General features: G+C 68.5%; 28 protein-coding genes and 1 pseudogene. 12 read left to right on the forward strand and 17 right to left on the reverse strand.

The window, feature by feature from the left end; all coding sequences use genetic code 11:
• Both ACFQ91_RS09780 and ACFQ91_RS09785 read right to left on the reverse strand, forming a co-directional pair.
• The gene (locus ACFQ91_RS09780; RefSeq protein ID WP_211979203.1) at nt 1-819 is read right to left on the reverse strand and encodes a sulfite exporter TauE/SafE family protein; all 819 of its coding nucleotides are present in this window, start codon (nt 817-819) and stop codon (nt 1-3) included.
• A gap of 15 nt (nt 820-834) precedes the next feature.
• On the reverse strand, nt 835-1620 hold the full coding sequence (locus tag ACFQ91_RS09785) for an ABC transporter ATP-binding protein (protein WP_198498818.1): 786 nt from the start codon (nt 1618-1620) through the stop codon (nt 835-837).
• A gap of 43 nt (nt 1621-1663) precedes the next feature.
• On the opposite strand from ACFQ91_RS09785, the gene ACFQ91_RS09790 reads away from it, so the two are divergent.
• The gene (locus ACFQ91_RS09790) at nt 1664-2398 is read left to right on the forward strand and encodes a hypothetical protein (RefSeq protein WP_344250498.1); all 735 of its coding nucleotides are present in this window, start codon (nt 1664-1666) and stop codon (nt 2396-2398) included.
• Nucleotides 2395-3054, forward strand: coding sequence for a phosphoserine phosphatase SerB (gene serB / locus ACFQ91_RS09795; RefSeq protein WP_249121059.1), 660 nt, complete (start codon nt 2395-2397; stop codon nt 3052-3054). Before ACFQ91_RS09790 ends, serB begins: the two co-directional genes overlap by 4 nt.
• Here serB and ACFQ91_RS09800 read toward each other — a convergent pair.
• The 3 genes from ACFQ91_RS09800 to ACFQ91_RS09810 all read right to left on the reverse strand — a co-directional run bounded on the left by ACFQ91_RS09800 (nt 3032) and on the right by ACFQ91_RS09810 (nt 5070).
• Nucleotides 3032-3520 carry a histidine phosphatase family protein gene (locus ACFQ91_RS09800; protein ID WP_211979201.1) on the reverse strand — a complete coding sequence of 163 codons (489 nt, stop codon included), beginning with the start codon at nt 3518-3520 and terminating at the stop codon, nt 3032-3034. The genes serB and ACFQ91_RS09800 overlap by 23 nt on opposite strands.
• 4 nt (nt 3521-3524) lie before the next feature.
• Complete coding sequence (gene fabI, locus ACFQ91_RS09805) at nt 3525-4283, reverse strand: enoyl-ACP reductase FabI (RefSeq protein WP_137824033.1); 759 nt, start codon at nt 4281-4283, stop codon at nt 3525-3527.
• Between the two features lie 76 nt (nt 4284-4359).
• On the reverse strand, nt 4360-5070 hold the full coding sequence (locus tag ACFQ91_RS09810; RefSeq protein WP_198498821.1) for a beta-ketoacyl-ACP reductase: 711 nt from the start codon (nt 5068-5070) through the stop codon (nt 4360-4362).
• A gap of 119 nt (nt 5071-5189) precedes the next feature.
• Between ACFQ91_RS09810 and ACFQ91_RS09815 the strand changes: the two genes are divergently transcribed.
• From ACFQ91_RS09815 to ACFQ91_RS09825, 3 genes are read left to right on the forward strand one after another with little or no spacing between them, the layout of a single operon-like run.
• A complete protein-coding gene (locus ACFQ91_RS09815) occupies nt 5190-5783 on the forward strand; it encodes a DUF3099 domain-containing protein (RefSeq protein ID WP_211979200.1) in 594 nt (197 codons plus the stop codon).
• Entirely contained in the window at nt 5780-5992 is a 213-nt protein-coding gene (locus ACFQ91_RS09820; RefSeq protein ID WP_137824030.1) for a hypothetical protein, read from the forward strand. The genes ACFQ91_RS09815 and ACFQ91_RS09820 overlap by 4 nt, the downstream gene beginning before the upstream one ends.
• Entirely contained in the window at nt 5992-6888 is an 897-nt protein-coding gene (locus ACFQ91_RS09825; protein WP_211979199.1) for an SURF1 family protein, read from the forward strand. Before ACFQ91_RS09820 ends, ACFQ91_RS09825 begins: the two co-directional genes overlap by 1 nt.
• Nucleotides 6889-6940: 52 nt before the next feature.
• Here ACFQ91_RS09825 and abc-f read toward each other — a convergent pair whose 3' ends face one another.
• The 10 genes from abc-f to ACFQ91_RS09875 all read right to left on the reverse strand — a co-directional run bounded on the left by abc-f (nt 6941) and on the right by ACFQ91_RS09875 (nt 15966).
• Nucleotides 6941-8539, reverse strand: coding sequence for a ribosomal protection-like ABC-F family protein (gene abc-f, locus ACFQ91_RS09830; RefSeq protein WP_211979198.1), 1599 nt, complete (start codon nt 8537-8539; stop codon nt 6941-6943).
• On the reverse strand, nt 8536-9240 hold the full coding sequence (locus tag ACFQ91_RS09835) for a ribonuclease H (protein ID WP_211979197.1): 705 nt from the start codon (nt 9238-9240) through the stop codon (nt 8536-8538). The genes abc-f and ACFQ91_RS09835 overlap by 4 nt, the downstream gene beginning before the upstream one ends.
• A 171-nt stretch (nt 9241-9411) precedes the next feature.
• Nucleotides 9412-9747, reverse strand: a complete 336-nt coding sequence (locus tag ACFQ91_RS09840) for a metal-sulfur cluster assembly factor (protein ID WP_137824023.1) — start codon at nt 9745-9747, stop codon at nt 9412-9414.
• Nucleotides 9747-10241: a Fe-S cluster assembly sulfur transfer protein SufU gene (gene sufU / locus ACFQ91_RS09845; RefSeq protein WP_211979196.1), complete on the reverse strand. Its 495-nt coding sequence runs from the start codon at nt 10239-10241 to the stop codon at nt 9747-9749. The genes ACFQ91_RS09840 and sufU overlap by 1 nt, the downstream gene beginning before the upstream one ends.
• Nucleotides 10238-11521, reverse strand: a complete 1284-nt coding sequence (locus tag ACFQ91_RS09850; RefSeq protein WP_211979195.1) for a SufS family cysteine desulfurase — start codon at nt 11519-11521, stop codon at nt 10238-10240. The genes sufU and ACFQ91_RS09850 overlap by 4 nt, the downstream gene beginning before the upstream one ends.
• Nucleotides 11521-12279 carry a Fe-S cluster assembly ATPase SufC gene (gene sufC / locus ACFQ91_RS09855; RefSeq protein WP_198498830.1) on the reverse strand — a complete coding sequence of 253 codons (759 nt, stop codon included), beginning with the start codon at nt 12277-12279 and terminating at the stop codon, nt 11521-11523. Before sufC ends, ACFQ91_RS09850 begins: the two co-directional genes overlap by 1 nt.
• Before the next feature lie 11 nt (nt 12280-12290).
• Entirely contained in the window at nt 12291-12614 is a 324-nt protein-coding gene (locus ACFQ91_RS09860; protein ID WP_198498831.1) for a non-heme iron oxygenase ferredoxin subunit, read from the reverse strand.
• Nucleotides 12611-13786: a Fe-S cluster assembly protein SufD gene (gene sufD, locus ACFQ91_RS09865; RefSeq protein WP_211979194.1), complete on the reverse strand. Its 1176-nt coding sequence runs from the start codon at nt 13784-13786 to the stop codon at nt 12611-12613. The genes ACFQ91_RS09860 and sufD overlap by 4 nt, the downstream gene beginning before the upstream one ends.
• Nucleotides 13787-13819: 33 nt before the next feature.
• Nucleotides 13820-15250 carry a Fe-S cluster assembly protein SufB gene (sufB, locus tag ACFQ91_RS09870; RefSeq protein WP_137824018.1) on the reverse strand — a complete coding sequence of 477 codons (1431 nt, stop codon included), beginning with the start codon at nt 15248-15250 and terminating at the stop codon, nt 13820-13822.
• Nucleotides 15247-15966 (reverse strand): metalloregulator ArsR/SmtB family transcription factor, encoded by a 720-nt coding sequence (locus ACFQ91_RS09875; RefSeq protein ID WP_137824017.1) that lies wholly within the window; start codon nt 15964-15966, stop codon nt 15247-15249. The genes sufB and ACFQ91_RS09875 overlap by 4 nt, the downstream gene beginning before the upstream one ends.
• Before the next feature lie 119 nt (nt 15967-16085).
• On the opposite strand from ACFQ91_RS09875, the gene ACFQ91_RS09880 reads away from it, so the two are divergent.
• From ACFQ91_RS09880 to ACFQ91_RS09895, 4 genes and pseudogenes are all read left to right on the forward strand, one after another.
• Complete coding sequence (locus ACFQ91_RS09880) at nt 16086-17021, forward strand: ABC transporter ATP-binding protein (RefSeq protein WP_211979193.1); 936 nt, start codon at nt 16086-16088, stop codon at nt 17019-17021.
• Nucleotides 17018-17803 carry an ABC transporter permease gene (locus ACFQ91_RS09885; protein ID WP_249121058.1) on the forward strand — a complete coding sequence of 262 codons (786 nt, stop codon included), beginning with the start codon at nt 17018-17020 and terminating at the stop codon, nt 17801-17803. The genes ACFQ91_RS09880 and ACFQ91_RS09885 overlap by 4 nt, the downstream gene beginning before the upstream one ends.
• Before the next feature lie 14 nt (nt 17804-17817).
• Entirely contained in the window at nt 17818-18723 is a 906-nt protein-coding gene (locus ACFQ91_RS09890; RefSeq protein WP_211979192.1) for a heme A synthase, read from the forward strand.
• Between the two features lie 16 nt (nt 18724-18739).
• Nucleotides 18740-18991 (forward strand): annotated as a pseudogene (locus tag ACFQ91_RS09895) (VOC family protein); the annotation flags it as partial.
• Nucleotides 18992-19369: 378 nt separating this feature from the next.
• Here the strand turns inward: ACFQ91_RS09895 and ACFQ91_RS09900 are convergent.
• Together ACFQ91_RS09900 and ACFQ91_RS09905 are read right to left on the reverse strand one after the other, a co-directional pair.
• Nucleotides 19370-20356 (reverse strand): heme o synthase, encoded by a 987-nt coding sequence (locus ACFQ91_RS09900; protein WP_137824014.1) that lies wholly within the window; start codon nt 20354-20356, stop codon nt 19370-19372.
• An 11-nt stretch (nt 20357-20367) separates the two neighbouring features.
• On the reverse strand, nt 20368-20865 hold the full coding sequence (locus ACFQ91_RS09905; protein WP_211979190.1) for a hypothetical protein: 498 nt from the start codon (nt 20863-20865) through the stop codon (nt 20368-20370).
• A 225-nt stretch (nt 20866-21090) separates the two neighbouring features.
• Here ACFQ91_RS09905 and tkt point away from each other — a divergent pair, with 225 nt between their 5' ends.
• The 3 genes from tkt to ACFQ91_RS09920 are packed head-to-tail and all read left to right on the forward strand — an operon-like array spanning nt 21091 to nt 25888.
• Complete coding sequence (gene tkt / locus ACFQ91_RS09910; protein ID WP_211979189.1) at nt 21091-23175, forward strand: transketolase; 2085 nt, start codon at nt 21091-21093, stop codon at nt 23173-23175.
• Nucleotides 23172-24275, forward strand: a complete 1104-nt coding sequence (gene tal, locus ACFQ91_RS09915; protein WP_211979188.1) for a transaldolase — start codon at nt 23172-23174, stop codon at nt 24273-24275. Before tkt ends, tal begins: the two co-directional genes overlap by 4 nt.
• On the forward strand, nt 24272-25888 hold the full coding sequence (locus ACFQ91_RS09920) for a glucose-6-phosphate isomerase (protein ID WP_211979187.1): 1617 nt from the start codon (nt 24272-24274) through the stop codon (nt 25886-25888). The genes tal and ACFQ91_RS09920 overlap by 4 nt, the downstream gene beginning before the upstream one ends.
• The last annotated feature ends 108 nt before the right edge of the window (nt 25889-25996 follow it).

Below are 25996 nucleotides of genomic sequence, written 5' to 3' on the forward strand. Positions count from 1 at the left end.
TCACAGCGTGAGGATCCGCACGATCGCGACGATGCCGAGGACGACGATGACCGCCCGCAGCAGACTCGGGGAGAACTTCCGTCCCACCCGGGCCCCGATGTAGCCGCCGATGAGCGAGCCGACTGCCACGCAGACGACCGCCGTCCAGTTGATCCGGTCGTGACCGACGATGATGTACGTCGTCGCCGAGACGGTGTTGACGACGAGGACGAGGACGTTCTTCAGCCCGTTGAGCCGCTGCAGGTCGTCGGTGAGGATGAGCCCGAGCAGCGCGACGAGGATGATCCCCTGCGCCGCGGCGAAGTATCCGCCGTAGATGGCGGTGAGGAAGATGATGATGAGCGCGACCGTGTACTTCGCCGGTCCCAGCCCCGCACCCGAGCCGTCGAGCGCGGTGGGGGCGACGGCCACCTCGGTGGCCTCCCGTCGCAGCGCCCGCTCCTTGAGGTACCGGGAGAGATAGGGCTGGCCGACGACCATGACGAGGGCGAGGACGAGGAGGATCGGCACGATCGTCTCGAACGCGTCCTCGGGCAGGTGGAGGAGCAGATACGCGCCGAGGAGAGACCCGGCCAGGGAGGCCGGAACGAACCCGGCGAACCGCTTCCACTGCCCCTTGAGCTCCTCCCGGTACCCGAACGACGAGGCGATGTTGCCGGGGACGAGGCCCACGGCATTGCTCATCGTCGCGACCACCGGGGGCACCCCGAAGGCGACGAGGACGGGGAACGTGATGAGCGTCCCGGATCCGACGACGGCATTGATCCCCCCGGCGCCGATGCCGGCGAGGATGATGAGTGCGATCTGCCAGATCTCCACGCTGTCAGCCGCGGTTCAGGACTGGGAGCGCGCGTGGAAGCGATCGCCGTCGCGGGTGAGCTTGACGTCGAGGCCGAAGGTCTCCGAGAGGTTGGCCGCCGTGAGCGTCTCATCGAGCGGACCCGCCGCGACCGCCTTCCCGCCGCCGAGAAGGAGCGCGTGGGTGATGCCCACAGGAATCTCCTCGACGTGGTGGGTGACCATGATCGTCGCCGGAGCCCACTTCGAGGAGAGGATCTCCGTGAGCGCGCTCAGCAGCTCCTCGCGGCCGCCGAGGTCGAGGCCGGAGGCAGGTTCGTCGAGGAGGAGGAGTTCGGGGTCGGTCATGAGCGCACGGGCGATCTGGACGCGCTTGCGCTCGCCTTCCGAGAGGGTGCCGAAGGTGCGCTCGGCGAGGTGGGTGATGTTGAAGGCCGCGAGCAGGTCCTTGGCACGGTCGATGTCGGTCTCGTCGTACTGCTCTACCCAGCGACCGGTGACGCCGTAGGCCGCGGTGAGCACGGTGTCGAGGGCGGCTTCGGAGTTCGGGATGCGCCCGGCCAGCGCGGTCGAGGCGTAGCCGATGCGCGGACGCAGCTCGAAGACGTCGACCCGGCCGAGGCGCTCCTCGAGGATGCCGACCTTGCCCGATGTGGGATGCATGCGTCCTGCTGCGAGTTCGAGCAGCGTCGTCTTGCCGGCGCCGTTGGGGCCGAGGACGACCCAATGCTGGCCTTCGGAGACGGTGAGGGAGAAGTCTCGGAGGAGGAAGCTCTCCCCGCGGCGCACGGACACGGAATCCACAGTCAGCACATCACTCATATCACCCAACTCTATCTCAGCGGTGGGTCTATTCTGGTCCGACATGGACTCACTGCTCGACTCGCTGCTGCTCACGCTCGCCCTCAATCACCGCCTCTCGGGGACCCGCGCCCCCGACGAGGTCAGCACTGCCTTCCTCGACGCCGAGCGTGATGTTCCTCTCATCGTCTCCGATGCCGTCCTGGAGACGCCGAGTCCGACCGGTCTCCTCCTCTTCGCCGCGGCCGCGCAGGCGGCTGGGATCACCCATGCCCGCCTCGCCCTCCACCATCCCTCCCTGCCGCACACCACCCCGCCGGTCGCGAAGGAGGACCGTGCGCGGGTCGGTCGCCATCCGGCCCCGATCGTCCTCCACCGGGGAGCCGATCAGGTGGGGATCATGCTGCTCGGCGCCGAGGCGAACGTCGAGGTCATCGCGTGCCGGGAGTCGGTCTATCGTCCCGTCACCGTCGAGACGCCCGCCGAGGCGCTGCGCCGGCTGCGGCTGCTCGTCATGGAGGGCCTGTCGATCGTCGAGTCGATCGACGTGCCCGAGCAGTGGCGGAGCGCGCCGTGGCGGGACTGGCAGGAGGAGCTGACGGCGACGCACCCGCTGACGACGCTCCTGCCGCTCGACGTCGATTCGCGGGCGATCTTCGCCGCCCTCGACATCCACGCGCGGATGCGCACCGTCCTCGCCCCGGCCACGCTCGACCCGCCGGTCTTCGGCGAGCTGCTCGCACGGCTCCACCCTGCCGCCGCGGACTATGTCACTGCGGTGGCTACGATGAGGGGGTGACTGACTCTCCCGTGCTCGCCGCCCCCGTCCAGCTGCTCGTCATGGACGTCGATTCGACGTTCCTCAACGAGGAGGTCATCGACCTCATCGCCGACCATGCCGGAGTCGGCGCCCAGGTCGCCGATATCACCGAGCGGGCGATGGCCGGTCAGCTCGACTTCGCAGCATCCCTGGCGGAGCGCGTCTCCCTGCTCGCGGGTCTTCCCGTCTCCGTCCTCGACGCGGTGCGGGAGCGGGTGACGCTCACCCCCGGAGCCGCCGAGCTCGTCGCCGCCGTGCAGGCCGCCGGCGGAGTCGTCGCCCTCGTCTCCGGCGGCTTCTCCGCCGTCATCGCCCCGCTCGCTCAGTCCCTCGGCATCACCGAGGTCCACGCGAACGGTCTCGAGGTCAGTGGGGGTCGTCTCACGGGACGCACGCAGGGTCCCGTCATCGACCCGGGGGCCAAGGAGCGGATCTTCACCGAACTCGTCGGCCGATACGACTGCGACCCCGAGCGGACCGTGGCGATCGGTGACGGTGCCAATGACATCGGCATGATCGGCGCGGCCGGGCTCGGGGTCGCATTCTGTGCGAAGCCGGCGCTGAGAGCGGCGGCGGACGTCGCGATCGACACCCGCGATCTCGCCGAGGCGGTCAGATTCCTCGGAACGACATGATCTCGGGGACGGGATAGGCTCCCGGTTCGACATCCCACGACGGCAGGTCGAAGACCGCGAGCGACGAGGGACGGAACGACTCCGGGACTCCGGCGTCGGCGGAGAGGTGACCGACCACCTCGGCGACGGTGGGCTGATGGCCGACGATGTACGCACACGTCGCAGCCGCCGGGATCGATCGGATCGCGTCCATCCAGTCCTCGACTCCCCCACCGTAGAGGGACTCGTCGAGGACGAGTTCGAGGTCGCCGCCGGTCACCCGGTTGACGGCCTCGACGACGGCCTGCCCGGTCTGCGTGGTGCGCCGGGCCGCCGAGGCGATGGCCACCTCAGGTGACCAGCGCTCGGCGATCTCGGCCCCCGCCTCGACGGCTTGGGCCAGACCGGTCGCGCTCAGGGAGCGCTCGAAGTCGGTCGGACCGTTCGGTTCGGCCTTCGCGTGCCGGGCGAGGATGAGGACGGGCATGGTCTCAGGCGCCGGTCGAGTGGAATCCGCCGTCGACGTGGACCATCTCGCCGGTCGTCGCGGGGAACCAGTCGGAGACGAGGGCGACGATGGCCTTGCCGGCCGGCGTCGTGTCCTTCTGGTCCCAGCCGAGCGGGGCGCGCTCGCCCCACATGTCCTCGAGCGTCCCGAAGCCGGGGATCGAGGTCGCCGCCGTCGTCTTCAGCGGTCCCGCGGAGACGAGGTTGACGCGGATGCCCTTGTCGCCGACGTACTTCGCGAGGTAGCGGGCGGTCGACTCGAAGGCGGCCTTGGCCACGCCCATCCAGTCGTAGACCGGCCAGGAGATCGTCGCATCGAAGGTCAGGCCGACGATGCCCGCGCCCGGGTTGAGCACCGGGAGGGCGGCGACGGTGATCGCCTTGAGCGAGTAGGCCGAGACCTGGATGGCGGCCTGCACCGACTCCCACGGGGTGTCGAGGAAGACGCCGCCGAGGGCGTCCTTCGGGGCGAAGGCGATCGCGTGGACGATGCCGTCGATGTTGCCCTCGAGGCGCTCGGGCAGAGCGGCGAGGTCCTCTTCGCTGGTGGCGTCGAGTTCGATGACGCGCGGGGTCACGGGCAGGCGCTCGGCGATGACCTGGGTGATCTTCATCTGGCGGCCGAAGCTCGAGAGGATGACCTCGGCTCCCTGCTCCTGGGCGATGCGGGCGGCGGCGAAGGCGATCGACGCCTCGGTGAGCACACCGGTGACGAGGATGCGCTTTCCGTCAAGAATTCCCATGGTGGTCCTTTCTCAGTCTGTTCTCTGGTGTCAGTGCAGCGCTGGGCTGCTCAGTGTCCGGGGTCAGGGGCTGTTGTCAGTGTCCCATGCCGAGGCCGCCGTCGACGGGGATGACGGCTCCGGAGATGTAGGAGGCGTCGTCGGAGGCGACCCAGCGGACGACGCGGGCGACCTCATCGGCTTCGGCGAAGCGCTTGGCGGGAATCGTCGCGAGGTAGTCCTTCTGCTGCTTCTCGTCGAGCTCATCGGTCATGTCGGTGCGGATGAAGCCCGGGGCGACGACGTTGGCGGTGATGCCGCGGGAGCCGAGCTCGCGGGTGATCGAGCGGGCGAAGCCGACGAGTCCGGCCTTCGACGCCGAGTAGTTCGCCTGGCCGGGGACGCCGTAGAGGCCGGAGACCGAGGAGATGAGGACGATGCGGCCCTTCTTCGCGCGGATCATGTTGGTGATCGCGCGCTTCACGGTGCGGTAGGCGCCGGTGAGGTTCGTGTCGATGACCGCTGCGAAGTCGTCGTCGTCCATGCGCATGAGCAGGTTGTCGCGGGTGATGCCGGCGTTGGCGACGACCACCTCGACGGGTCCGAGCTTCTCTTCGACCTCGCTGAACGCGGCGTCGAGGGATGCGGAGTCGGTGACATCGGCGGCGACGGCCAGGGCGCCGTCGGGGGCATCTCCGTTGCGGGAGGTCACGGCCACCTTGTCGCCGTTGGCGAGGAACTCCTCGGCGATGGTGCGGCCGATTCCGCGGTTGCCTCCGGTGACGAGGACTACACGTGGTTCTGACACGGGACTCTCTTCTGTTGGAACGACAGTACGGAGACCAACCTACCGTGTTTGGTGCGGCCTCGACATGCTCCCACAAACGAAGCGTATGATTTTGTAGGTAGACCCGAGTGAAGAAGGTTATGGCCAAGCACCCGCAGCAGATCACCACAGCAGACACTGCGCTCGACGACGATATGAAGTCGAGGATCATCAAGTATTCGATCACCATGGGGATCCGCACTCTCTGCTTCGTGGCGGCCTATTTCGCGTTCGTCGCCTCGCAGCACGTCCTCATGTGGATCTGCGTCGCCGGCGCCGTGCTCCTGCCCTATCCGGCTGTCATCTTCGCCAACGCCGGACGGGAGCGCTCCCGCGACGACCGCTCGGCCCTCATCGACTCCGCTCCCCTCGACCAGCTGCCGCCCGGCCGGGGCGAGACGATCAGCGGCGACACCCTCGGCGGGGAACCCGGCGATGCGACCGCGAAGGACTCCGGGACCGGGCGCACGCCGCGGGGCGAGACGATCCCCGGGGAGACCGTCGATCCCGAGACCGACACTCCGGGAACCGGCGGTGCCGGGACCGACCCGGGCACCGCCTCGGCGGGTCCGTCTGCGCAGCGATCCCCGCGGACGTCGTCCCCGCGGATGACCGAGAGCGAGCATCACTTCACCGCCGACAGCAACGGCGAGATCGTCGAGGACGACGAGGAGAGCGCGGGTGGCCGACGGTGACCGAGGCACTGCGGTGCTCGGCCAAGGGATGCCGAGCCGATGCGACACGGGCGATCCTGTGGAACAATCCCCGCCTGCACACGCCTGTCAGGCGCAAGGTGTGGCTCGCCTGTGACGAGCACCTCGACCAGCTGCGGGAGTTCCTCACCCTGCGCAGCTTCTATCGCACCGATGTTTCCGTCGACGAGATCCCGGAGGACGCCGGCTGATGGCCCGTTACTCATTCCTCTTCAGTGCCCGGTGGCTCAAATACATCGCGATGACGATCATCGTCGTCATCGCGTGCGTGTTCCTCGCCCTGTGGCAGAAGGACCGCCGCGCCGAACGCCAGGCGGAGATCGACACGATCAACGCCAACTACTCGGCGGCTCCCGTCGACATCTCCGCGGTGCTCCCGTCGACCTCGGCGACGCTGCCGGAATCCGCGGAATGGACGCCGGTGTCGCTGACCGGTCGCTTCGAGACCGCGGACACCGTGCTCGCCCGCAACCGCACCGTCAATGACAAGGTCGGCTTCTACGTCGTCGTCCCGTTCACCCTGACCAGCGGAGAGACGATCGCGATCGTGCGCGGATGGGTGCCCGAATCGACCGCGGTGCCCGACGCCCCGGCCGGTGAGCAGACGATCACCGCACGGCTGAAGATCGCCCAGGACGGCTCCGACGATGACAACCCCGAGGGCATGATCAAGGCGATCGACCCGGCCCGGATCCCCGGCATGGACGCGGCGTACGCCAATGTCTACGCCGAGGAGGTGACGACGGGGGCGACGCAGGCCGAGGGTCTGACTCCCCTCCCGGCGCCCGACCTCAACCCCGGCAACCACCTGTCCTACATGCTCCAGTGGTTCGCGTTCGGGATCATGATCATCATCGCCGTGTCGATCTCGGCCCGGCGGGAACGGAAGGCGACCGCCGAGGCGCTGGCCACTGCGACGAGCGACACCGAGTACGTCGTCGTCGACAAGGCGGCCCTCGACGCCGGGGCCAAGGTCAGCCAACCGGGCAGCCGGTACGGTCGCAGCCGCTTCGTCAGTCCCACCGTGCGCGGTCGGGACGAAGCCGAGGAGGACGAGCTCCTCGAGGAGCGCTTCCGCCCGAGGTGAGCCCTGTGCGCAGCTCCAAGTCAGCGGCTCAGCGGCTCAGGGACGCAGCGGCTCAGGCCAGGGTGACGAGGTCGAGGTAGGTCTCGTTCCACAGGTCCTCGTCGCCGTCGGGCAGGAGCAGGACCCGGTCGGGATCGAGTGCGGACACCGCACCCTCATCGTGGGTGACGAGGATGATCGCTCCCTCGTAGCGGCGGATCGCCGAGAGGATCTCCTCCCGCGAGGCCGGGTCGAGGTTGTTCGTCGGCTCGTCGAGGAGGAGGACGTTGGCGCTCGAGACGACGAGGGTCGCCAGGGCCAGACGCGTCTTCTCACCGCCGGAGAGGACCCCGGCGGGTTTGTGGACGTCGTCACCGGAGAAGAGGAACGAGCCGAGCACGTTGCGCACCGCGGTGTCGTCGAGGTGCGGAGAATTGCGCTGCATGTTCTCGAGCACGCTGCGGTCGAGATCGAGCGTCTCATGCTCCTGCGCGTAGTAGCCGAGCTTGAGACCGTGACCGGCGATGACCTCACCGGAATCGGGTTCGTCGAGTCCGGCGAGCAGGCGCAGCAGAGTCGTCTTGCCGGCGCCGTTGTAGCCGAGGATGACGACGCGTGAGCCCTTGTCGATCGCCAGGTCGACACCGGTGAAGACCTCCGTCGACCCGAAGCTGCGGGAGAGGCCCTCGGCGGTCAGCGGCACCCGGCCGACGTCCGCGGGCGCCGGGAAGCGGAGATTCGCGACCTTGTCGGCGCTGCGTTCCTCATCGAGGCCGGCGAGCATGCGTTCGGCGCGTTTGACCATCTGCTGGGCGGCGACGGTCTTCGTCGCCTTCGCCATCATCTTGTTCGCCTGCGCCGTCAGCGCCGCGGCCTTCTTCTCCGCGTTCGCACGTTCGCGCCGGCGTCGGCGTTCGTCGTCCTCGCGCTGCTTGAGGTAGAGGCGGTAGCCCATCGAGTAGATGTCGATGGTCTGCCGGGTGGCGTCGAGGAAGAAGACCTTGTTGACGACTTCATCGATGAGGTCGAGGTCGTGGCTGATGACGATGAGTCCGCCGGAGTACGCCTTGAGGTAGTCGCGCAGCCAGAGCACGGATTCGGCGTCGAGGTGGTTCGTCGGCTCGTCGAGGATCATCGTGTCCGGAGCGGAGAAGAGGATCCGGGCGAGTTCGACGCGGCGACGCTGACCGCCGGAGAGGGTGCCGATCTCCTGGTTGACGAGGTCCTCGTCGAGGCCGAGGTTCGCGGCGATCGCGTACGCCTCGGATTCCGCAGCGTATCCGCCGGCGGCGACGAACTCGGCTTCGATGCGCGGGTAGCGGTCGATGGCCTTCGCCGCGACGTTCTCGTCGGGCGAGGCCATCTGACGTTCGGCCTTGCGCAGGCGCTTGACGAGCACGTCGAGGTCGCGGGCGCCGAGGATGCGCTCCTTCGCCGTCGCCTCGAGGTCGCCGCTGCGCGGGTCCTGCGGCAGATAGCCGACGGACCCGGAGATCGAGACGTTGCCCGAGGTGGCGGGGTGGCCGCCCATGATCACCTTCGTCAGCGTCGTCTTCCCGGCGCCGTTGCGTCCGACGAGCCCGACGCGGTCGCCCTTGTCGACGCGGAAGGACACGTCGGACATCAAGGTGCGGGCGCCGACGGCGACTTCGAGGCCGGAGGCCTGGATCATTCTCTCTCCAAACTGCGGCCGATGAGGTCGGCCAGGTATTCCTGTGGGTGGACTCCCTGGGCGCGGGCCCGGGAGACGAGTTCGTCGGCGATGGTGCGGGCCACGCGCGTGGAGACGACGGTGGTGTCCCCGGTGTCCCCGCCGGGCGCGGGAGCTTCGGCGAACGCCGATGCCTCTGGCTCGACCTGGGCGTTCGCCGGCGATTCCGTGCCGGCTTCGACGCTCACGGACGTCCCCGCGGGGACGTAGCCGGGTCCCTCGGGCACCGCTGTGCCCTTCTGGTAGGCGGTGGCGACGGCCCGGGCGCGCTCGTCGGCGGCTTCGTTCATCGCGTGGTTGTTGTGGCCCTTGACCCATTCGAATTCGACGTCGCGTCCGGTCAGCGCCTGATCGAGGGATTCGAGGAGGTCGCGGTTGAGGACCTCCTTGCCGTCGGCCTTCTTCCAGCCCTTGCGCTTCCAACCCGGCATCCACTTCGTCAGGGCGTTGATGACGTACTGGGAGTCGCAGAAGATCTTGAGGTCCTCGTCGACGTCGGCGGTCGATTCGAGGAGGTCGAGGACGGCCATGAGCTCACCGCGGTTGTTCGTCGCGTTCTTCCAGCCCCCGGCGTGCCAGCAGTCGTCGTCGATGTACCAGGCCCACCCAGCCGGTCCGGGGTTGCCGAGCGCAGACCCGTCTGCGGCAGCGATGATCGTCAATGGTTCTCCTCTGGACGTCGGGTCCGGTCGTCAATGGGCCCGCACCATTGTTTCACGGTCGCAGGCACCCGCCGAACGCGACCTCGCCGAGGCGGCGCATCGGCCACCTCGGCGAGGGAGGTGCGGACGGACGTCCGCGTGACGAGTTCGGGTGCAGTCCGCCCGAGTCGCTCAGATGTTGAACCCGAGGGCCCGCATCTGCTCGCGGCCGTCCTCGGTGATCTTCTCCGGACCCCATGGCGGCATCCACACCCAGTTGATGCGGTAGGCCGGGACGATGCCGTCGAGGCACTGCGCGGTCTGGTCCTCGATGACGTCGGTGAGCGGGCAGGCCGCCGACGTCAGGGTCATCTCGATGACGGCGGTGCCGTCGTCCTCCACGGCGAGGCCGTAGATGAGTCCGAGGTCGACGATGTTGACGCCGAGCTCGGGGTCGACGACGTCCATCATCGCTTCGCGCACTTCGTCGACGCTCGCGTTCTGCGGTGCATCAATGACTTCGGGCATCACTTCTCCTCGTCTTCGGTCGGTGCGTGTTCCGGTGCTCCCGCCTGGGCCTGGCTGAGCGCGTCCTTGAACGCCATCCAGGCGAGCAGGGCGCACTTGATCCGTGCCGGGAACTTCGACACTCCGGTGAACGCCGCGGCGTCGCCGAGTATTTCCTCGTCGGCCTCGAGAGTCCCCCGGGAGTGCATGAGCTCGTGGAAAGCCGCTTCGATCTCGAGCATCTCGGACACCGTCGCCGAGGCGGCGAGCTCGGTGAGCACGGACGCCGAGGCCATCGAGATCGAACATCCGTCCCCGGTCCACCGCACGCTCACGGTGCCGTCGGCGGCGAGTTCGGTCTCGAGCTCGATCTCATCCCCGCAGGTCGGATTGACCTGGTGGGAGTGCCCGTGCGGCCCGGGGGCCGAATCGCCGAGCAGCGCGGCGTTGCCGATCCGCGACCGCGAGTGGTCGAGGATGACCTGCTGGTAGAGCTGCTGCATCTGGGTGGTCATGATGCCTGCGCCTTCTCCGCGGCCGGCGTGTCCGCGAGACCGAAGAACGGACGCACCTCAGCCAGCGCGGTGAGGAAGCGCTCGACATCCTCGCCGTTGTTGTAGAGGTACGTGCTGGCCCGGGTCGAGGCGGTCACCCCGAACCGGCGGTGCAGCGGCTGCGCGCAGTGGTGGCCCACACGCACGGCCACGCCCTGCGAGTCGAGGTACTGGCCGACGTCGTGGGCGTGGACGCCGTCGACGTCGAAGGCCACGGTGCCGATCCGGTTCTCGGCATTGCCGAGGACCCGGATCCCCGGGATCTGCGCGATCCGCTCGAGCAGCTGCCGGCCGAGCTCGACCTCATGGTCGAAGACCCGGTCGAGCCCCACCTCGGTGAGGTAGCCGATGGCCGTCGCGAACGCCGCGACCTCGGCCACCGGCTGAGTGCCGGCCTCGAAGCGCTGCGGGGCGGGCATGAACTCCGCCGAATCCATCGTCACGGTCGTGATCATCGAACCGCCGGTGAGCACGGGCGGGAGCGCATCGAGGAGCTCGGCCTTCCCCCAGAGCACGCCGAGGCCGGTCGGCCCGAGCGCCTTATGGGCGGAGAAGGCGGCGAAGTCGACGTCGAGGTCGGTGAAGTCGACCGGCATGTGCGGCACCGACTGGCACGCGTCGAGGACGACGAACGCCCCGACCTCCCGGGCCCGGGCGACGAGCTCGGCGACCGGGTTGATCGTGCCCAGCACGTTCGAGACGTGGGTGAACGCGAGCACCTTCGTCGTCTCGTCGACGATCGTCTCGAGGTCGGTGAGGTCGAGCTCTCCGTCATCGGTGACCGGGATCCACCGCAGCTGCGCCCCGGTGGCCTGCGCGAGCTGCTGCCAGGGGACGAGGTTCGCGTGGTGCTCCATCTCGGTGACGACGATCGAATCGCCCTCCCCGATCGCGAACCGCTGCGCGGCCTCTCCCCCGAACCCGTGGCTGGCCCGGTCGATGCCGAGGGCGACGATGTTGAGCGCCTCGGTGGCGTTCTTCGTCCACACGACCTGGTTCGGCGCACCGCCGACGAGGTTCGCCACGGCCTCCCGGCCGGCCTCGAACGTGTCGGTGGCCATGACGGCGAGCGTGTGCGCACCCCGGTGAACGGCGGCATTGCGCTGCGTGAAGTACTCGGTGAACGTGTCGATGACGCATTCGGGCTTCTGCGACGTCGCTCCCGAGTCGAGATAGGTCAGCGGCGACTCCCCGACCCTCGCACGGAGGATCGGGAAGTCGCCCCGGAGCCGAGAGAACATCAGACCGCGGACGAGAGGAAGCGGTCGTAGCCCTCGTTCTCGAGGCGCTCGGCGAGTTCCGGTCCGCCCTCCTCGGCGACCTTGCCCTTGACGATGACGTGGACGAAGTCGGGCTTGATGTAGCGGAGGATCCGCGTGTAGTGGGTGATGAGGAGGACGCCGACGTCGGTCGTCTCACGGACCCGGTTGACGCCTTCGGAGACGATGCGCAGAGCGTCGACGTCGAGGCCGGAGTCGGTCTCGTCGAGGACGGCGAACTTCGGCTTGAGCATCTCCATCTGGAGGATCTCGTGGCGCTTCTTCTCACCGCCGGAGAAGCCCTCGTTGACGTTGCGGGTCGCGAACTCGGGGTCGACGCGCAGCTGCTCCATCGCCGACTTGAGGTCCTTCGTCCAGTTGCGCAGCTTCGGAGCCTCGCCGTCGATCGCGGTCTTGGCCGAGCGGAGGAAGTTCGTCACGGTCACGCCGGGCACCTCGACGGGGTACTGCATGGCGAGGAAGAGACCGGCCTTGGCGCGCTCGTCGACGGTCATGTCGAGGACGTCCTCACCGTCGAGGGTGACGGATCCGCCGGTGACTTCGTACTTCGGGTGACCGGCGAGCGAGTAGGCCAGTGTCGACTTGCCCGAGCCGTTGGGGCCCATGATCGCGTGCGTCTGGTTCGAGTCGATCTCGAGGTTGATGCCGTTGAGGATCGGCTTCGCGCCGGCCTCGGTGTTGACGCTGACGTGCAGGTCGGAGATTTTCAGTGTGGACATGATTATCCTTTTCAGTTCACAGTCGTGTTCGGGTCGAGCAGGATGCGGCCGGCGATCTCCTGGCACGGGTAGACCGCGACGGGTTCGAAGGCCGGGGGGCTCAGCGGCTGGCCGGTGTTGAGGTCGAACTGGGAGCCGTGCAGCCAGCATTCGATGGCGCAGCCCTCCACCTCGCCCTCGGCCAGGGACACCTCGCCGTGGGTGCACAGATCGTCGATCGCGTGGACGACTCCGAAGGAGTCGCGGGCCAGGCAGATCTCGCGGTTCTCCACGTCGATCCGCAGCGCGCTGTCGAGTGCCACATCCTCGGAGGCGGCCACGTCGATCATCGTCACAGAACGCTCCGGGACAGTTCGTCCTCGATGCGGGCCGAGAGGACCTCTTCGATCTCCGGCACCTGGATCTTCTGGATGACCTCGTTGAAGAAGCCGCGGACGACGAGCTGGCGGGCGACGTCCTCGGGGATGCCGCGCGACATCAGGTAGAAGAGGTGCTCCTCGTCGAAGCGACCGGTCGACGAGGCGTGTCCGGCTCCTTCGATGTCACCGGTCTCGATCTCGAGGTTCGGCACGGAGTCCGCGCGCGCCCCATCGGTGAGGATGAGGTTGCGGTTGAGCTCGTACGTGTCGATGCCGAGCGCCTCGGGGCGGATGAGGACGTCGCCGATCCACACGCTGCGCGCGTCCTTGCCCTGCAGGGCGCCCTTGTACATGACGTTCGACGTCGCCTTCGCGGTGTTGTGGTCGATGTACGTGCGGTGCTCGAGGTGCTGGCCGGCATCGGCGAAGTAGAGGCCGAGAAGTTCCGCCTCGCCGCCGTTGGCCGAGTAGCGGACGTTGGCGTTGAGCCGGACGATGTCACCGCCGAGGGTGACGACGATGTGCTTGAGCTTCGCGTCCTTGCCGACGATCGCATCGTGCTGGCCGAGGTGCTGCGAACCGTCGTCCCACAGCTGCAGGGAGACGAAGGTGAGGTCCGCGCCGTCGCCGACGACGAGGGAGACGAGCTCGGAGTAGCGGGTCAGGCCCTCGTGCTCGACGACGATCGTCGCCTTCGCGTTCGCCCCCACGGACACGACGACATGGCCGTGGACGAGGTCGGTGCCGGTGCCGTCGGCGTGGATGACGACCGCCTCGGTGAGCTCCGTGTCAGCGGGCACCGTGTAGTGGGTGACGGTGGCCGTGCGGTTCGCGGCCACAGCGGCCGCGCGGTCCTCGGGTTCGAGGATGCCGAGCTCCTGGGCGGCCTCGAGGCTGATCTCCTCGACGGTGACGCCGGCAGGCAGTTCGCCGGTGACGCTCAGGCGCGCTTCACCGGGCGCATCGGCGAAGAAGTCGCTGAGCTTGCGCACGGGCGAGAAGCGCCACTCCTCCTCCCGGCCGGTGGGCACGGGGAAGTCGGCGACGTCGAAGCTGCGGGTGCGCGCGTCGCGCTTGGCGTCGGGCACGTGGACGCCCGCGCCGTGCGAATGCTCGGAGACGCCGAGCGGGTTGGTGGTGTCAGTCACAAAATCTCCTTAAGCGTGCAGTCGGTCGCGGGCTCAGCCCACGGCGCCTTCCATCTGCAGTTCGATGAGGCGGTTGAGCTCGAGGGCGTACTCCATCGGCAGCTCACGGGCGATCGGCTCGACGAAGCCGCGCACGATCATCGCCATCGCCTCGGTCTCCTCGAGGCCGCGGGACATGAGGTAGAAGAGCTGGTCCTCGCTCACCTTCGACACGGTCGCCTCGTGGCCGAGCGTGACGTCGTCCTCACGGATGTCGATGTAGGGGTACGTGTCCGACCGGGAGATGTTGTCGACGAGCAGGGCGTCGCAGAGCACGTTGTTCGACGAGCCCTCGGCACCCGGGTAGACGTGGACGAGTCCGCGGTAGCCGGCGCGACCGCCGCCGCGGGCGACGGACTTCGAGACGATCGAGGACTGCGTATGCGGGGCGGCGTGGACCATCTTCGCACCGGTGTCCTGATGCTGGCCCTCGCCGGCGAAGGCGACCGAGAGCGTCTCGCCGCGAGCGTGTTCGCCCGTCAGCCAGATCGCCGGGTACTTCATCGTCACCTTCGAGCCGATGTTGCCGTCGACCCATTCCATCGTCGCGCCCTCTTCGGCGATCGCACGCTTCGTCACGAGGTTGTAGACGTTGTTCGACCAGTTCTGGATCGTCGTGTAGCGGACGCGGGCGTCCTTCTTCGCGATGATCTCGACGACGGCGGAGTGGAGCGAGTCCGTCTTGTAGATCGGGGCCGTGCAGCCCTCGACGTAGTGGACGTACGAGCCTTCGTCGGCGATGATGAGCGTGCGCTCGAACTGGCCCATGTTCTCCGTGTTGATGCGGAAGTAGGCCTGCAGCGGGATCTCGACGTGGACGCCCTTGGGGACGTAGATGAAGGATCCGCCCGACCACACGGCCGTATTCAGCGCCGAGAACTTGTTGTCACCCGACGGGATGACCGAGCCGAAGTACTCCTCGAAGATCTCCGGGTGCTCCTTGAGACCGGTGTCGGTGTCGAGGAAGATGACGCCCTGGCTCTCGAGCTCCTCGTTGATCTTGTGGTAGACGACCTCGGACTCGTACTGCGCGGCGACGCCGGCGACGAGGCGCTGCTTCTCCGCCTCCGGGATGCCGAGGCGGTCGTAGGTGTTCTTGATGTCCTCGGGCAGGTCCTCCCACGACTGGGCCTGGCCCTCGGTGGAGCGGACGAAGTACTTGATGTCGGCGAAGTCGATTCCCGAGAGGTCGGCGCCCCAGTTCGGCATCGGCTTCTTCTCGAAGAGCTTGAGCGCCTTGAGGCGACGCTGGAGCATCCAGTCCGGTTCGTCCTTGAGCTTCGAGATGTTGCGCACGACGTCTTCGTTGAGACCGCGAGCCGCTGCGGCTCCGGCATCGTTCTCGTCGTGCCAGCCGTATGCGTACTGCCCGAGGTCTTTGAGCTCGGGGTTCGCCTCGATGATCGGATTGCTTGTGTCAGTCATCGTGAACCTCCTTGAGGTCGATCGATTGAGTGGATGAGGGGCCTGGTGAGTTCCGAGGTCGGAATGTGGGTCGTGCAGACGTGGTCACCGTGGGCGAGCGACGAGAGTCTTCTCACATCGACGCCGAGGTATTCCGAGAACATCGCGAGCTCTGCTTCGCAGATCTCGGGGAACTCGGCGGCCACGGATTGGATCGGACAGTGTCCTTGGCACAGCTGCATCGCCTCGAGTGACGTGCCCGCCGCGACCGGTGTCGCCGAGGCGGCGTAGCCCTCACGGGTGAGCGCTGAGGCCAGGGCCCGCGAGCGTGACGCCACCGACGTCCCGCCCCGCTTCTCGAGTTCTCCGCCGAGGCGGTCGCGCAGCTTCGCGACGAAGTCGTCGGAGAAGTCGACGACCGCGTCCTCCCCCATCCGGTCCTGGAAGAACCGGAGGATGTTGACGGCGAACTCGTCGTAGGACCGGCTGAGCTCGTCGTGGCCGCGCGAGGTGACTACGTAGTGCCGCGCCGGTCTCCCCCGCCCTGCCTGCTTCCCGGCGAGACCGCGGACCTCGATGAGTCCTTGGCCTTCGAGCGCGTCGAGGTGACGACGGATCGCTGCCGGGGTGAGCTCAAGGCCTTTTGCCAGCGCCGAGGCGGTGATGGGACCGTCGTCGAGCACGGAGCGGAACACCTTCTGCCGGGTCCTGCTGTCGTCCGCGTCGTTCGCAGTCATAGTCCACCTCCCTTGACTAACACAACACTATTGTTGCGTAAATTGTTTCGTAAAACTAGGTGAGCCTAACTGAAGGCCCGGTTTCGACGGGACGTTTCGACCGGTCGTAGAATGGTCGGGTGGCACAATCGGCACTCCTCATCCGTGGGCTGCGCTATTCCTACGGCGCGCACCATGTCGTCGACGGCATCGACCTCGACGCCCGCGTCGGCACCGTCCTCGGCGTCCTCGGCCCCAACGGGGCGGGCAAGTCGACGACGATCGCGCTGGCTGTCGGCTCGAAGCGACCCGACGCCGGAACCGTGGAGATCTTCGGCCGCGACCCCTACCGCCGTCACGAGGAGACCGCGCAGCTCGCCGGGGTCATGCTCCAGGACGGTGGCCTGCCGATGAGCGCGAAGCCGCTCGCCGTCCTCCGCCACCTCGCCGCTCTCTATCCCGATCCGCGCCCGCTCGACGAGCTCGTCGAACCGCTGGGCATCCGCGAGTTCGCCAACCGGTCGATCCGCCGGCTCTCCGGCGGACAGCGGCAGCGCGTGGCCCTTGCCGCCGCCCTCATCGGCCGTCCCCGCATCGTCTTCCTCGACGAGCCGAGCGCCGGCCTCGACCCGCAGGCCCGTGAGGTCGTCCACGAGGTGATCGGCGATCTCGCCGCCTCCGGGGTCAGCGTCGTCCTCACCACCCATGACCTCGCCGAGGCGGAGAAGCTCGCCGAGGACATCGTCGTCATCGACCGCGGCAGGATCATCGCCCGCGGTGCCCCCGCGGAGCTGCGCGGCGCCTCGGCGGCCGGTCGTCGGCTCGTCATCACCGTGCCCGACGCTCCCGACCCCTCCACCGACGCCGGACGGGAGCTGACGTCTGCCCTGACCGCCGTCGCCCCCGCCTCGGTGCAGGGCACGCTCATCGTCGCCGCGGGCAACCTCGACAGCGCGCGCATCGCCGCCCTGTGCACGGTCATCGCCGAGGCGGGGCTGACGATCGGGGACATCAGCATGCAGTCGCAGTCGCTGGCCGATGTCTTCTTCGAACTCACGGGGAGGCCGCTGCGATGAGCGAGACGACAGTCAGCGGCACGGGTGCCTCCCAGCCGTCCCCGGCGCCGGGCATGCGCGCCCGCCGCGTATTCGCGCAGGCGAAGTTCGAGACCGCAGCCGTGCTCCGCAACGGCGAACAGCTCCTGCTCGCGCTCATCCTCCCGCTCGGGCTCCTCGTCTTCCTCACGACGACTCCCCTGCTCGACGCGCTCGGCGCGATCCCGCCGGGCGGTGACCGGCTGAGCATCGCCCTTCCCGGCACCCTCGGTCTCTGCCTGGCCTCGACGGCATTCACCGGACAGGCGATCGCCACCGCCTTCGACCGCCGCTACGGGGTGCTCGCCCAGCTCGCGACGACGCCGCTGGGGACAACGGGGCTCATCCTCGGCAAGCTCGGGGCGGTCATCGGCGTCGTCGTCATCCAATTCGCCCTCGCGTTCGGCATCGCCGGGATCCTCGGCTACCGCGGCGGACTCGACATCCTCGCGCTCATCATCACCACGATCCTCGGCACTGCGACGCTGCTCGCGCTCGGCCTCCTCATGGCGGGCACGCTGCGCGCCGAGGCGACCCTGGGCGCTGCCAATCTCGTCTGGGTCCTCATGGCCGGTGCCGGCGGACTCGTCCTTCCCGCCACCGGCGAATGGGGAACCATCGTCGGCTGCCTTCCCTCCGGTGCCCTCGGGGACGCGATGCGCGCGAGCCTCGCCGGCACCTGGGACTTCACAGCTCTGATCGTGCTCCTCGTCTGGAGCCTGGTGGGAGCGCTTGCCGCACGCAGGTGGTTCCGCTTCGAATGAACACAGGAATGCGCATGAGAAACCAAGAGACCAGAATCCGCTTCGCCGCGTGGGCGATGCTCATCGCCCAGGCCGGCATCATCTTCACCGGCGGCATCGTCCGCCTCACCGGATCCGGTCTGGGATGCTCGGACTGGCCGAAATGCACCCCGGATTCCCTCGTCGCCACCCCGGAGATGGGCATCCACGGGGTCATCGAGTTCGGCAACCGGCTGCTCGCCGTCGTCCTCGCCCTCATCGGCGTCGCGATCCTCGTCCTCCTCTGGCGGATCCGGAAGGAGCGCAAGGACCTCTTCTGGCTCAACATCGCGCTCACTGCGATCGTGCCGGTCCAGGCGGTCATGGGCGGGATCACCGTGTGGACGAAGCTCAATCCCTGGGTCGTCGCCGGGCACTTCGTGCCCTCGGCCATCGCCGTCGGTGTCGCCGCGTACTTCGTCCGCCGCACCTACGACACCGGGGTGCGCACCGGCGAGAAGGCACCGTCGCCGCTGCCGGCACTCGGGTGGGCGATCCTCGCGCTCACCGCGGTCATCGTCCTCTTCGGCGTGCTCACCACCGGCGCAGGCCCGCACTCCGGGTCGACGATCTCGACCCGCAACGGCCTCGACAACATCTGGATCACCCGCCTCCACGCGTTCCCGGTGTGGCTGCTCGTCATCGCGACGATCGTCGCTCTCGTCTACGCGCGCAAGCGCTGGGCCCCGATGGTGCGCCCGCTCGTCGTCCTCCTCATCGTCGAGCTCGCGCAGGGTCTCATCGGCTACATCCAGTACTTCACCGGCGTCCCGTGGGTGCTCGTGGCATTCCATATGATCGGTCTCTCGGCTACGATCGCAGCCAGTGTCGCTGTGCTCGACAGCGCGTACCCGAGGAGAACCCATGTCAACGCCGATCGTCCCGTGTCTGTGGTTCACTGACCGCGCCGAGGAGGCGATGGAATTCTACTGCACCGTCTTCCCGAACTCCCGCATCGTCTCGATCGAGCGATACCCCGATGAGAGTCTCGACGAGCATTTCGCGGGGATGAGCGGCAAGGTCATCACCGGCGTCTTCGAACTCGACGGCAACCGCTTCATCTGCCTCGACGGCGGACCCGCGTTCACCTTCAACGAGGCGATCTCCCTGACCGTCGAATGCGCCGACCAGGCGGAGATCGACCACTACTGGCAGGCGCTGTCCGCGGTGCCCGAATCCGAGCAGTGCGGCTGGCTCAAGGACAGGTACGGGATCAGCTGGCAGATCGTGCCGAAGAACCTCGACGAGCTGATGACCGGCGACGCTCAGGTGCGCGCTCATGGGAATGAAGAAGATCGTCATCGCCGAGCTCGTCGCCGCCGGCTGACGCGCCGCCTCGGTCGTCGGGATCACGCTCGCTCCCGCTGCGCGCATCCCTGGGCCTCAGCAACAACCTCGGCGAGACTGCACCACCCGGAGACCCACGGACAACCTCGGCGCGTATGCACCACCCTCAGCTCCGCAACTCCTCCACGCAGCGATGAGAACACCGCGGGCACGGGTGGTGTGTGGACCGTCAGGTGCGGGGTGGCAGATACCTGCCGCGGATCACCAGAGGCTGGGCAGCAGCGGGGTGACGAACGGGTCGACGGCGACGGCGAGGAAGAGCACCGACAGGTACGTGATCGAGCCGTGGAAGACCTTCATCGCCCGCAGCGAGGTGCCGCTGAGGCCCTTCTTCGCGCGAGACACGAGCTGGTAGCACGACCAGAGGAACCAGGCACCGGCGAGCACCGCGACGGCCGTGTAGACCGGTCCCATCGGGGCGACGGGGATGAGGACGAGCGAGGTGAGCACCATCGCCCAGGCGTAGAGGATGATCTGGCGGCCCACCGAGGTCGGCGGGACCTTCGACGGCAGCATCGGCACACCGGCAGCGTCGTAATCGGCCTTGTACTTGATCGCGAGCGGCCAGTAGTGCGGCGGCGTCCAGAAGAAGATGACGAGGAAGAGGATGACCGGCTCCCACGACAGCCCGCCGGTCACCGCCGACCAGCCGATGAGCACCGGCATGCAGCCGGCCGCGCCGCCCCACACGATGTTCTGCGTCGTGCGGCGCTTGAGGACGAGCGTGTAGAAGACCGCGTAGAGGAGGATCGCCGAGGCGGTCAGTCCTGCCGTCACCCAGTTCGTGAATCCGCCGAGCCAGAAGATCGACCCGATGCCGAGGACGAAGGCGAAGATCAGGGCTGCACGCGGCGAGATCTCCCCGGTGACGAGCGGACGGTGCTTCGTCCGATCCATCTTCGCGTCGATGTCGCGGTCGACGTAGCAGTTGAACACCGATGCCGAGGCGGCAGCGGCGGCCCCGCCGATGAGGGTGTTGAGGACGAGCCAGAGATTCGGCATGCCGTTGGCGGCGAGGAACATCACCGGGGCGGTGGTGACGAGGAGGAGTTCGATGACCCGCGGCTTCGTCAGGGCGATGTAGGCGCCGATGATCGATCGGGGTTTCTGCGAGTGTCGAGCTTCGTCGATGGTCCTCTGCAGAGGTCGTTCACTCTGCGTGCCCGGGTTCTGACGAAGTTCACTCACGAGAGACGATTCTACTCTGTGTCGAATGAATTTCCAGTTGGGGTCGGGCGAGTCGCCCTGTCATCGGGACCGAGTGCGCGGTCATCGGGATCATCTGCGCGCTCACGGCGTCGCCGGACAAGCACCGCGACGGCCCCGACCACCAGCCCCACTACGGCGAGTGCGGCCCACAGGACCGCCGCGAGGACGAACAGTCCGAGCCCCGCGAGGGGATCTTCGAGTGTGAGCATGTCGACATCGACGACGATGCCGAAGGCTCCGGCGAGGACTGTGAAGGCCACCGCCGCCCACCAGATGAGACCGGCAGGTCGGGCGATCGCGAGGACGATGAGGAGGACGAGGAAGGGGCCCGCGCCGAGGAGGAAGGCGAGCAGCCAGCTCCCGACCGCCTCGGTGCCAGTGCCGTTTCCGAAGGGCTCGACGAAGAGGGTCGTGAAGACGATCCGCTCGACGAGGACGAGGACGGTCAGGCTGATGCCGAGGTTCCGGAGTGCCCGGGCATGGCGCACGGGTGATCGTCGAGGCAGGGTCGGGTGCTGGGGACTGCGGGGAATGGGGAGGTCTCCTTGACGTGGGCGGGCGACGTGGACGTGCCGGCGGTGGGAGGGCAGCACAGTGGGGACACTGCCAGCGCAGCGACCGTATCACCACGTGTCCGGACCGGGAGGGTCCGGCCGGTGCGCGGTAGAGTTTGAGAGGACGCATCGCCGACGACAGAAGGAACGCTCTCAGACATGAATGCCCTGTCCTGGACAGACCTCGACTCCCAAGCAGTCGACACCGCCCGCCTCCTCGCCGCTGACGCCGTGCAGAAGGCCGGAAACGGACACCCCGGCACCGCGATGAGCCTCGCTCCCGTCGCCTACTACCTCTACCAGAAGGCCCTCACCCTCGACCCGTCCGATCCCACGTGGGTCGGCCGTGACCGCTTCGTCCTCTCCCTCGGCCACAGCTCGCTGACGCAGTACGTCCAGCTCTACCTCGCCGGCATCGGCCTCGAGCTCGACGACCTCAAGGCGCTGCGCACCTGGGATTCGCTCACCCCCGGCCACCCCGAGGTCGGACACACTCCCGGTGTCGAGATCACCACGGGCCCGCTCGGCTCCGGTGTCGCCTCGGCGGTGGGCATGGCGATGGCCTCCCGCCGCGAACGCGGACTCTTCGATCCCGACGCCGCCCCCGGCACCTCGCCGTTCGATCACGACATCATCGTCCTCGCCTCCGACGGCGACATGGAGGAGGGCGTCTCCGGTGAGGCCTCCTCGCTCGCCGGCACCCAGGAGCTGTCGAACCTGATCGTCATCTGGGACGACAACCGGATCTCCATCGAGGACGACACCGCGATCGCCTTCGGCGAGGACACTGCGGCGCGCTATGAGGCCTACGGCTGGCACGTCCAGCACGTCGACTGGACTGCCGACGGAGAGTACACCGAGGACCTCGACGCCCTCCACGCCGCCGTCAAGGCCGCTCGCGCCGACTCCCGTCCCTCCTTCATCCGCCTCTCGACGATCATCGCGTGGCCCGCGCCGAACGCCCGGAACACGGGGGCCGCCCACGGTGCCGCCCTCGGTGAGGACGAGGTGCGGGCGACGAAGGAGCTGCTCGGCTTCGACCCCGATGCGAACTTCGCGATCTCCCCCGAGGTGCTCGAGCACACCCGGACCAGCGCCGAGGAGCGCGGTCGCGCCGCTCACCTCGCGTGGAAGGAGAAGTACGCGGCCTGGCGCGACGCCAACGGCGAACGCGCCGCACTCTTCGACCGGCTCGCCACCCGCACCCTGCCCGAGGGCCTCGACGGAGACTTCCCCGTCTTCGACGCCGACGCCAAGGGCATCGCCACCCGCGCCGCCTCCGGCCAGGTGCTCAATGCGATCGCCGCCCGGATGCCCGAGCTCTGGGGCGGATCGTCCGACCTCGCGGGGTCGAACAACACCCTCATCAAGGCCGACCCGAGCTTCCTGCCCACCGACCGCTCGACGGACACGTTCACCGGCAACCCGTACGGACGCAACATCCACTTCGGCGTCCGCGAGTTCTCCGCCGGCCTCATCGGCAACGGCATCGCACTTCACGGCGGGACCCGTCCCTACAACGGCACGTTCCTCGTCTTCAGCGACTACCAGCGACCGGCCGTGCGCCTGGCCGCCATCCAGAAGCTGCCGAACATCTTCGTGTGGACCCACGATTCGATCGGCCTCGGCGAGGACGGCCCCACCCATCAGCCCGTCGAGCACCTCTCGGCGCTGCGGGCGATCCCCGGCCTCGACGTCGTCCGCCCCGCCGATGCCAACGAGACCGCGGTCGTGTGGCGGAAGATCCTCGACCGCACCGACGGCCCCAGCGGCCTCATCCTCAGCCGGCAGGCCGTGCCGACCCTCGACCGGACGAAGTACGCACCGGCCTCCGAGGCGGCCCGCGGAGGCTACGTCCTCCTCGACACCGGCGACGACCCGCAGGTCGCGATCATCGCCACCGGCTCGGAGGTCCAGCTTGCGATCGCCGCGGCCGAGGAGCTCGAGACCAAGGGGATCGCGGCGCGCGTCATCTCGATGCCGAGCCAGGAATGGTTCGACGCCCAGGACGAGGACTACCGCGACGCCGTCCTCCCCCGGTCGCTCAAGGCCCGGGTCAGCGTCGAAGCGGGATCGGCGATGAGCTGGCACCGCTACCTCGGCGATGCCGGGCGCGCCGTGTCCCTCGAGCACTTCGGCGCCTCAGCCGATGCCAAGACGCTCTTCGAGAAGTTCGGCATCACTGCCGAGGCGGTCGTCGCCGCGGCCGAGGAGTCCATTGCAGCAGCGAAGGGAGAAGCATGAGCGAGAACCTCACCCGCCTCACCGAGGCAGGAGTCTCGGTGTGGCTCGACGACCTGTCCCGCACCCGGCTCGAGTCCGGTGACCTCCAGACCCTCATCGACGAGTCGTCGGTGACCGGGGTGACGACGAACCCGACGATCTTCGCCACCGCGATCGCCGGCTCCGACAGCTACGACGGCGCACTCTCCGACCTCGCCGCCTCCGGTGCCGACGTCGAAGAGGCCATCGAAGCCCTGACCACCGAGGACGTCGCGGCAGCTGCCCGGCTGCTGCGGCCCGTCTACGACGCCACCGACGGCGCCGACGGACGCGTCTCGATCGAGGTCCCCCCGCCGCTGGCCCGCGACACCGCGGGAACGGCGTCGGCGGCGACGATCATGTGGGAGCGGGTCGGCGAGCCGAACGCGATGATCAAGATCCCCGCCACCGAGGAGGGACTGAGCGCGATCGCCGACACCATCGGCGCCGGGATCAGCGTCAACGTCACGCTCGTCTTCTCGCTCTCCCGCTACCGGCACGTCGTCGAGGCGTACCTCCAGGGACTGGAGAAGGCGCGGGCCGCCGGTCACGACCTCTCGACGATCCGGTCGGTCGCCTCGATCTTCGTCTCCCGCGTCGATGCGGAGATCGACAAGCGCCTCGCCGCCGTCGACGATCCGGCCGCCGCGGAGCTCGCCGGTCGCGCGGGCATCGCCAACTGCGTGCTCGCCCATGAGATCCACTCGCAGCTCTTCACCTCCGAGCGCTTCCGCGTCCTCGAACTCGCCGGGGCCCGCCCGCAGCGGCTCCTGTGGGCGTCGACCGGAGTGAAGAACCCCGACTACCCGGACACGATGTACGTCACCGGTCTCGTCTCCCCCGACACCGTCAACACGATGCCCGAGGCGACGCTGCGCGCCTTCGCCGACCACGGCGAGGTCGGGGCTCCGATCGCCGCTGAGGACTACCGGGCCGCCGACGAGGTCTTCGACCGGCTCGCCGGTCTCGGCATCGACTACGCCGATGTCATGACCGTCCTCGAGACCGAGGGCCTGGAGAAGTTCGACGTCAGCTGGACCGAGCTCCAGGGCACTGTCCGCCGGGCATTGGAGCGCGCATGAGAGTCGAGCTCAGCGTCCCCGTCAGTGCGGAGTTCGAGGCCGAACTCGACCGTCTGCTCAGCGCCCGGGTGCCCTCGCGGATCGCGGCGCAGGACGCGAGCGTCTTCTCCGACTCCGTCGCCGCCGATCGTCTCGGCTGGGTCGATCTCGCGGGCCGGGCCGGTGAGCTCGTCACCGAGATCGAGGCGCTGCGCGACGATCTCGCCGCGCAGGGTCTGCGCTCGATCAGCCTCACCGGCATGGGCGGCTCGTCGCTCGCCCCCGAGGTGATGGCGGCGTGGGCCGGGGTCGACCTCGAGATCGTCGATTCGACCGATCCCAATCAGGTCGCCGAGGCGATCGGCACCGACCTCGACCACACCGTCCTCGTCATCGCCTCGAAGTCGGGGACGACGATCGAGACCGATGCCATCCGGCGCGCGTTCGCCGCGGCCTTCGAGGCCGTCGGCATCGACCCGGCCAGCCGGTTCATCGCGATCACCGATCCCGGGACCGAACTCGCTGAGCTCGCGAGTGCCGAAGGGTACCTCGCGACGTTCCACGCCGACCCGAACGTCGGCGGTCGGTTCAGTGCCCTCTCCCCGTTCGGCCTCGTCCCCGCCGGTCTCGCCGGGGTCGACATCCGCCGGATCGTCGAGTCCGCGGCGGGCATCGCCGCCGACCTCGGCGCTGACAGCCCGGACAACCCGGCGCTGCGGTTCGGCACCTGGCTGGGCATCGCCCACGCCCGGGCCACGGAGAAGCTCGTCCTCGCTCCCACCTCGGCGGCCCTTGCCGGTCTGGGAGCCTGGGTCGAGCAGCTCATCGCGGAATCGCTCGGCAAGGACGGGCAGGGGATCCTCCCCGTCGTCCTCGACGAACCCGGTGATGTCGGCTTCGCCGACGCCCGCGCCGATGCCCTGCTCTGCACCCTCGGCCCGGCCACGACGATCGGCGCGCCCTCGGGCTTCAATGCCGAGGTCGACGGCGATCTGGGCGAGCAGTTCCTCTTCTGGGAGTTCGCCACCGCGATCGCCGGCTACAGCATCGGGGTCGACCCGTTCGATCAGCCGGATGTCGAGGCGGCGAAGGCGTTCGCCCGGGAGGCCCTCGACACGGGCACCCACGCCGAGGAGATCCCGGCGTTCGTCGACGGCGCCGTCGAGGTCTACGGCGACATCGATGAGGCCGACGACCTCGTCGGGGCCCTCCGTGAGCTCTTCGCACAGGTCGACGAGTACGGCTATGTCGCCATCCAGGCCTACCTCGATCGGCTCGGCGACGCCGAGGCGGTCGACCTCCGTCCGCTCGTCTCCCGGCACGCCGGGGTGCAGACGACGTTCGGCTTCGGCCCGCGGTACCTCCACTCGACGGGCCAGTACCACAAGGGCGGTCACCCCAACGGCGTGTTCCTCCAGATCACCGCCGACCCGCGCACGGAGCTCATCGTGCCCGGCCGCGGCTACGGGTTCGGTGAACTCGAGCACGCGCAGGCGCTCGGCGATGCCGCGGCCCTGCGGGCGAAGGGGCGTCCGGTGCTCCGGGTCCACCTCACCGACCGGGCCCGCGGGCTCGCACAGCTGCGCGACGCCGTCGCCGAGGTCGCCCCGCACCACCACTTCGGAGTCGACTGACGTGCGAGTCGGCTGACCTTCGAGTCGGATGCCCTGCGCGTCGCATGACCGCACGACGAAGGCCCTCACCGGTGTCGGTGAGGGCCTTCGTCGGTTCTGCGTTCGGTC

The organism is Brevibacterium sp. NPDC056726 (genome assembly GCF_042790515.1).
GTDB lineage: Bacteria > Actinomycetota > Actinomycetes > Actinomycetales > Brevibacteriaceae > Brevibacterium > Brevibacterium sanguinis.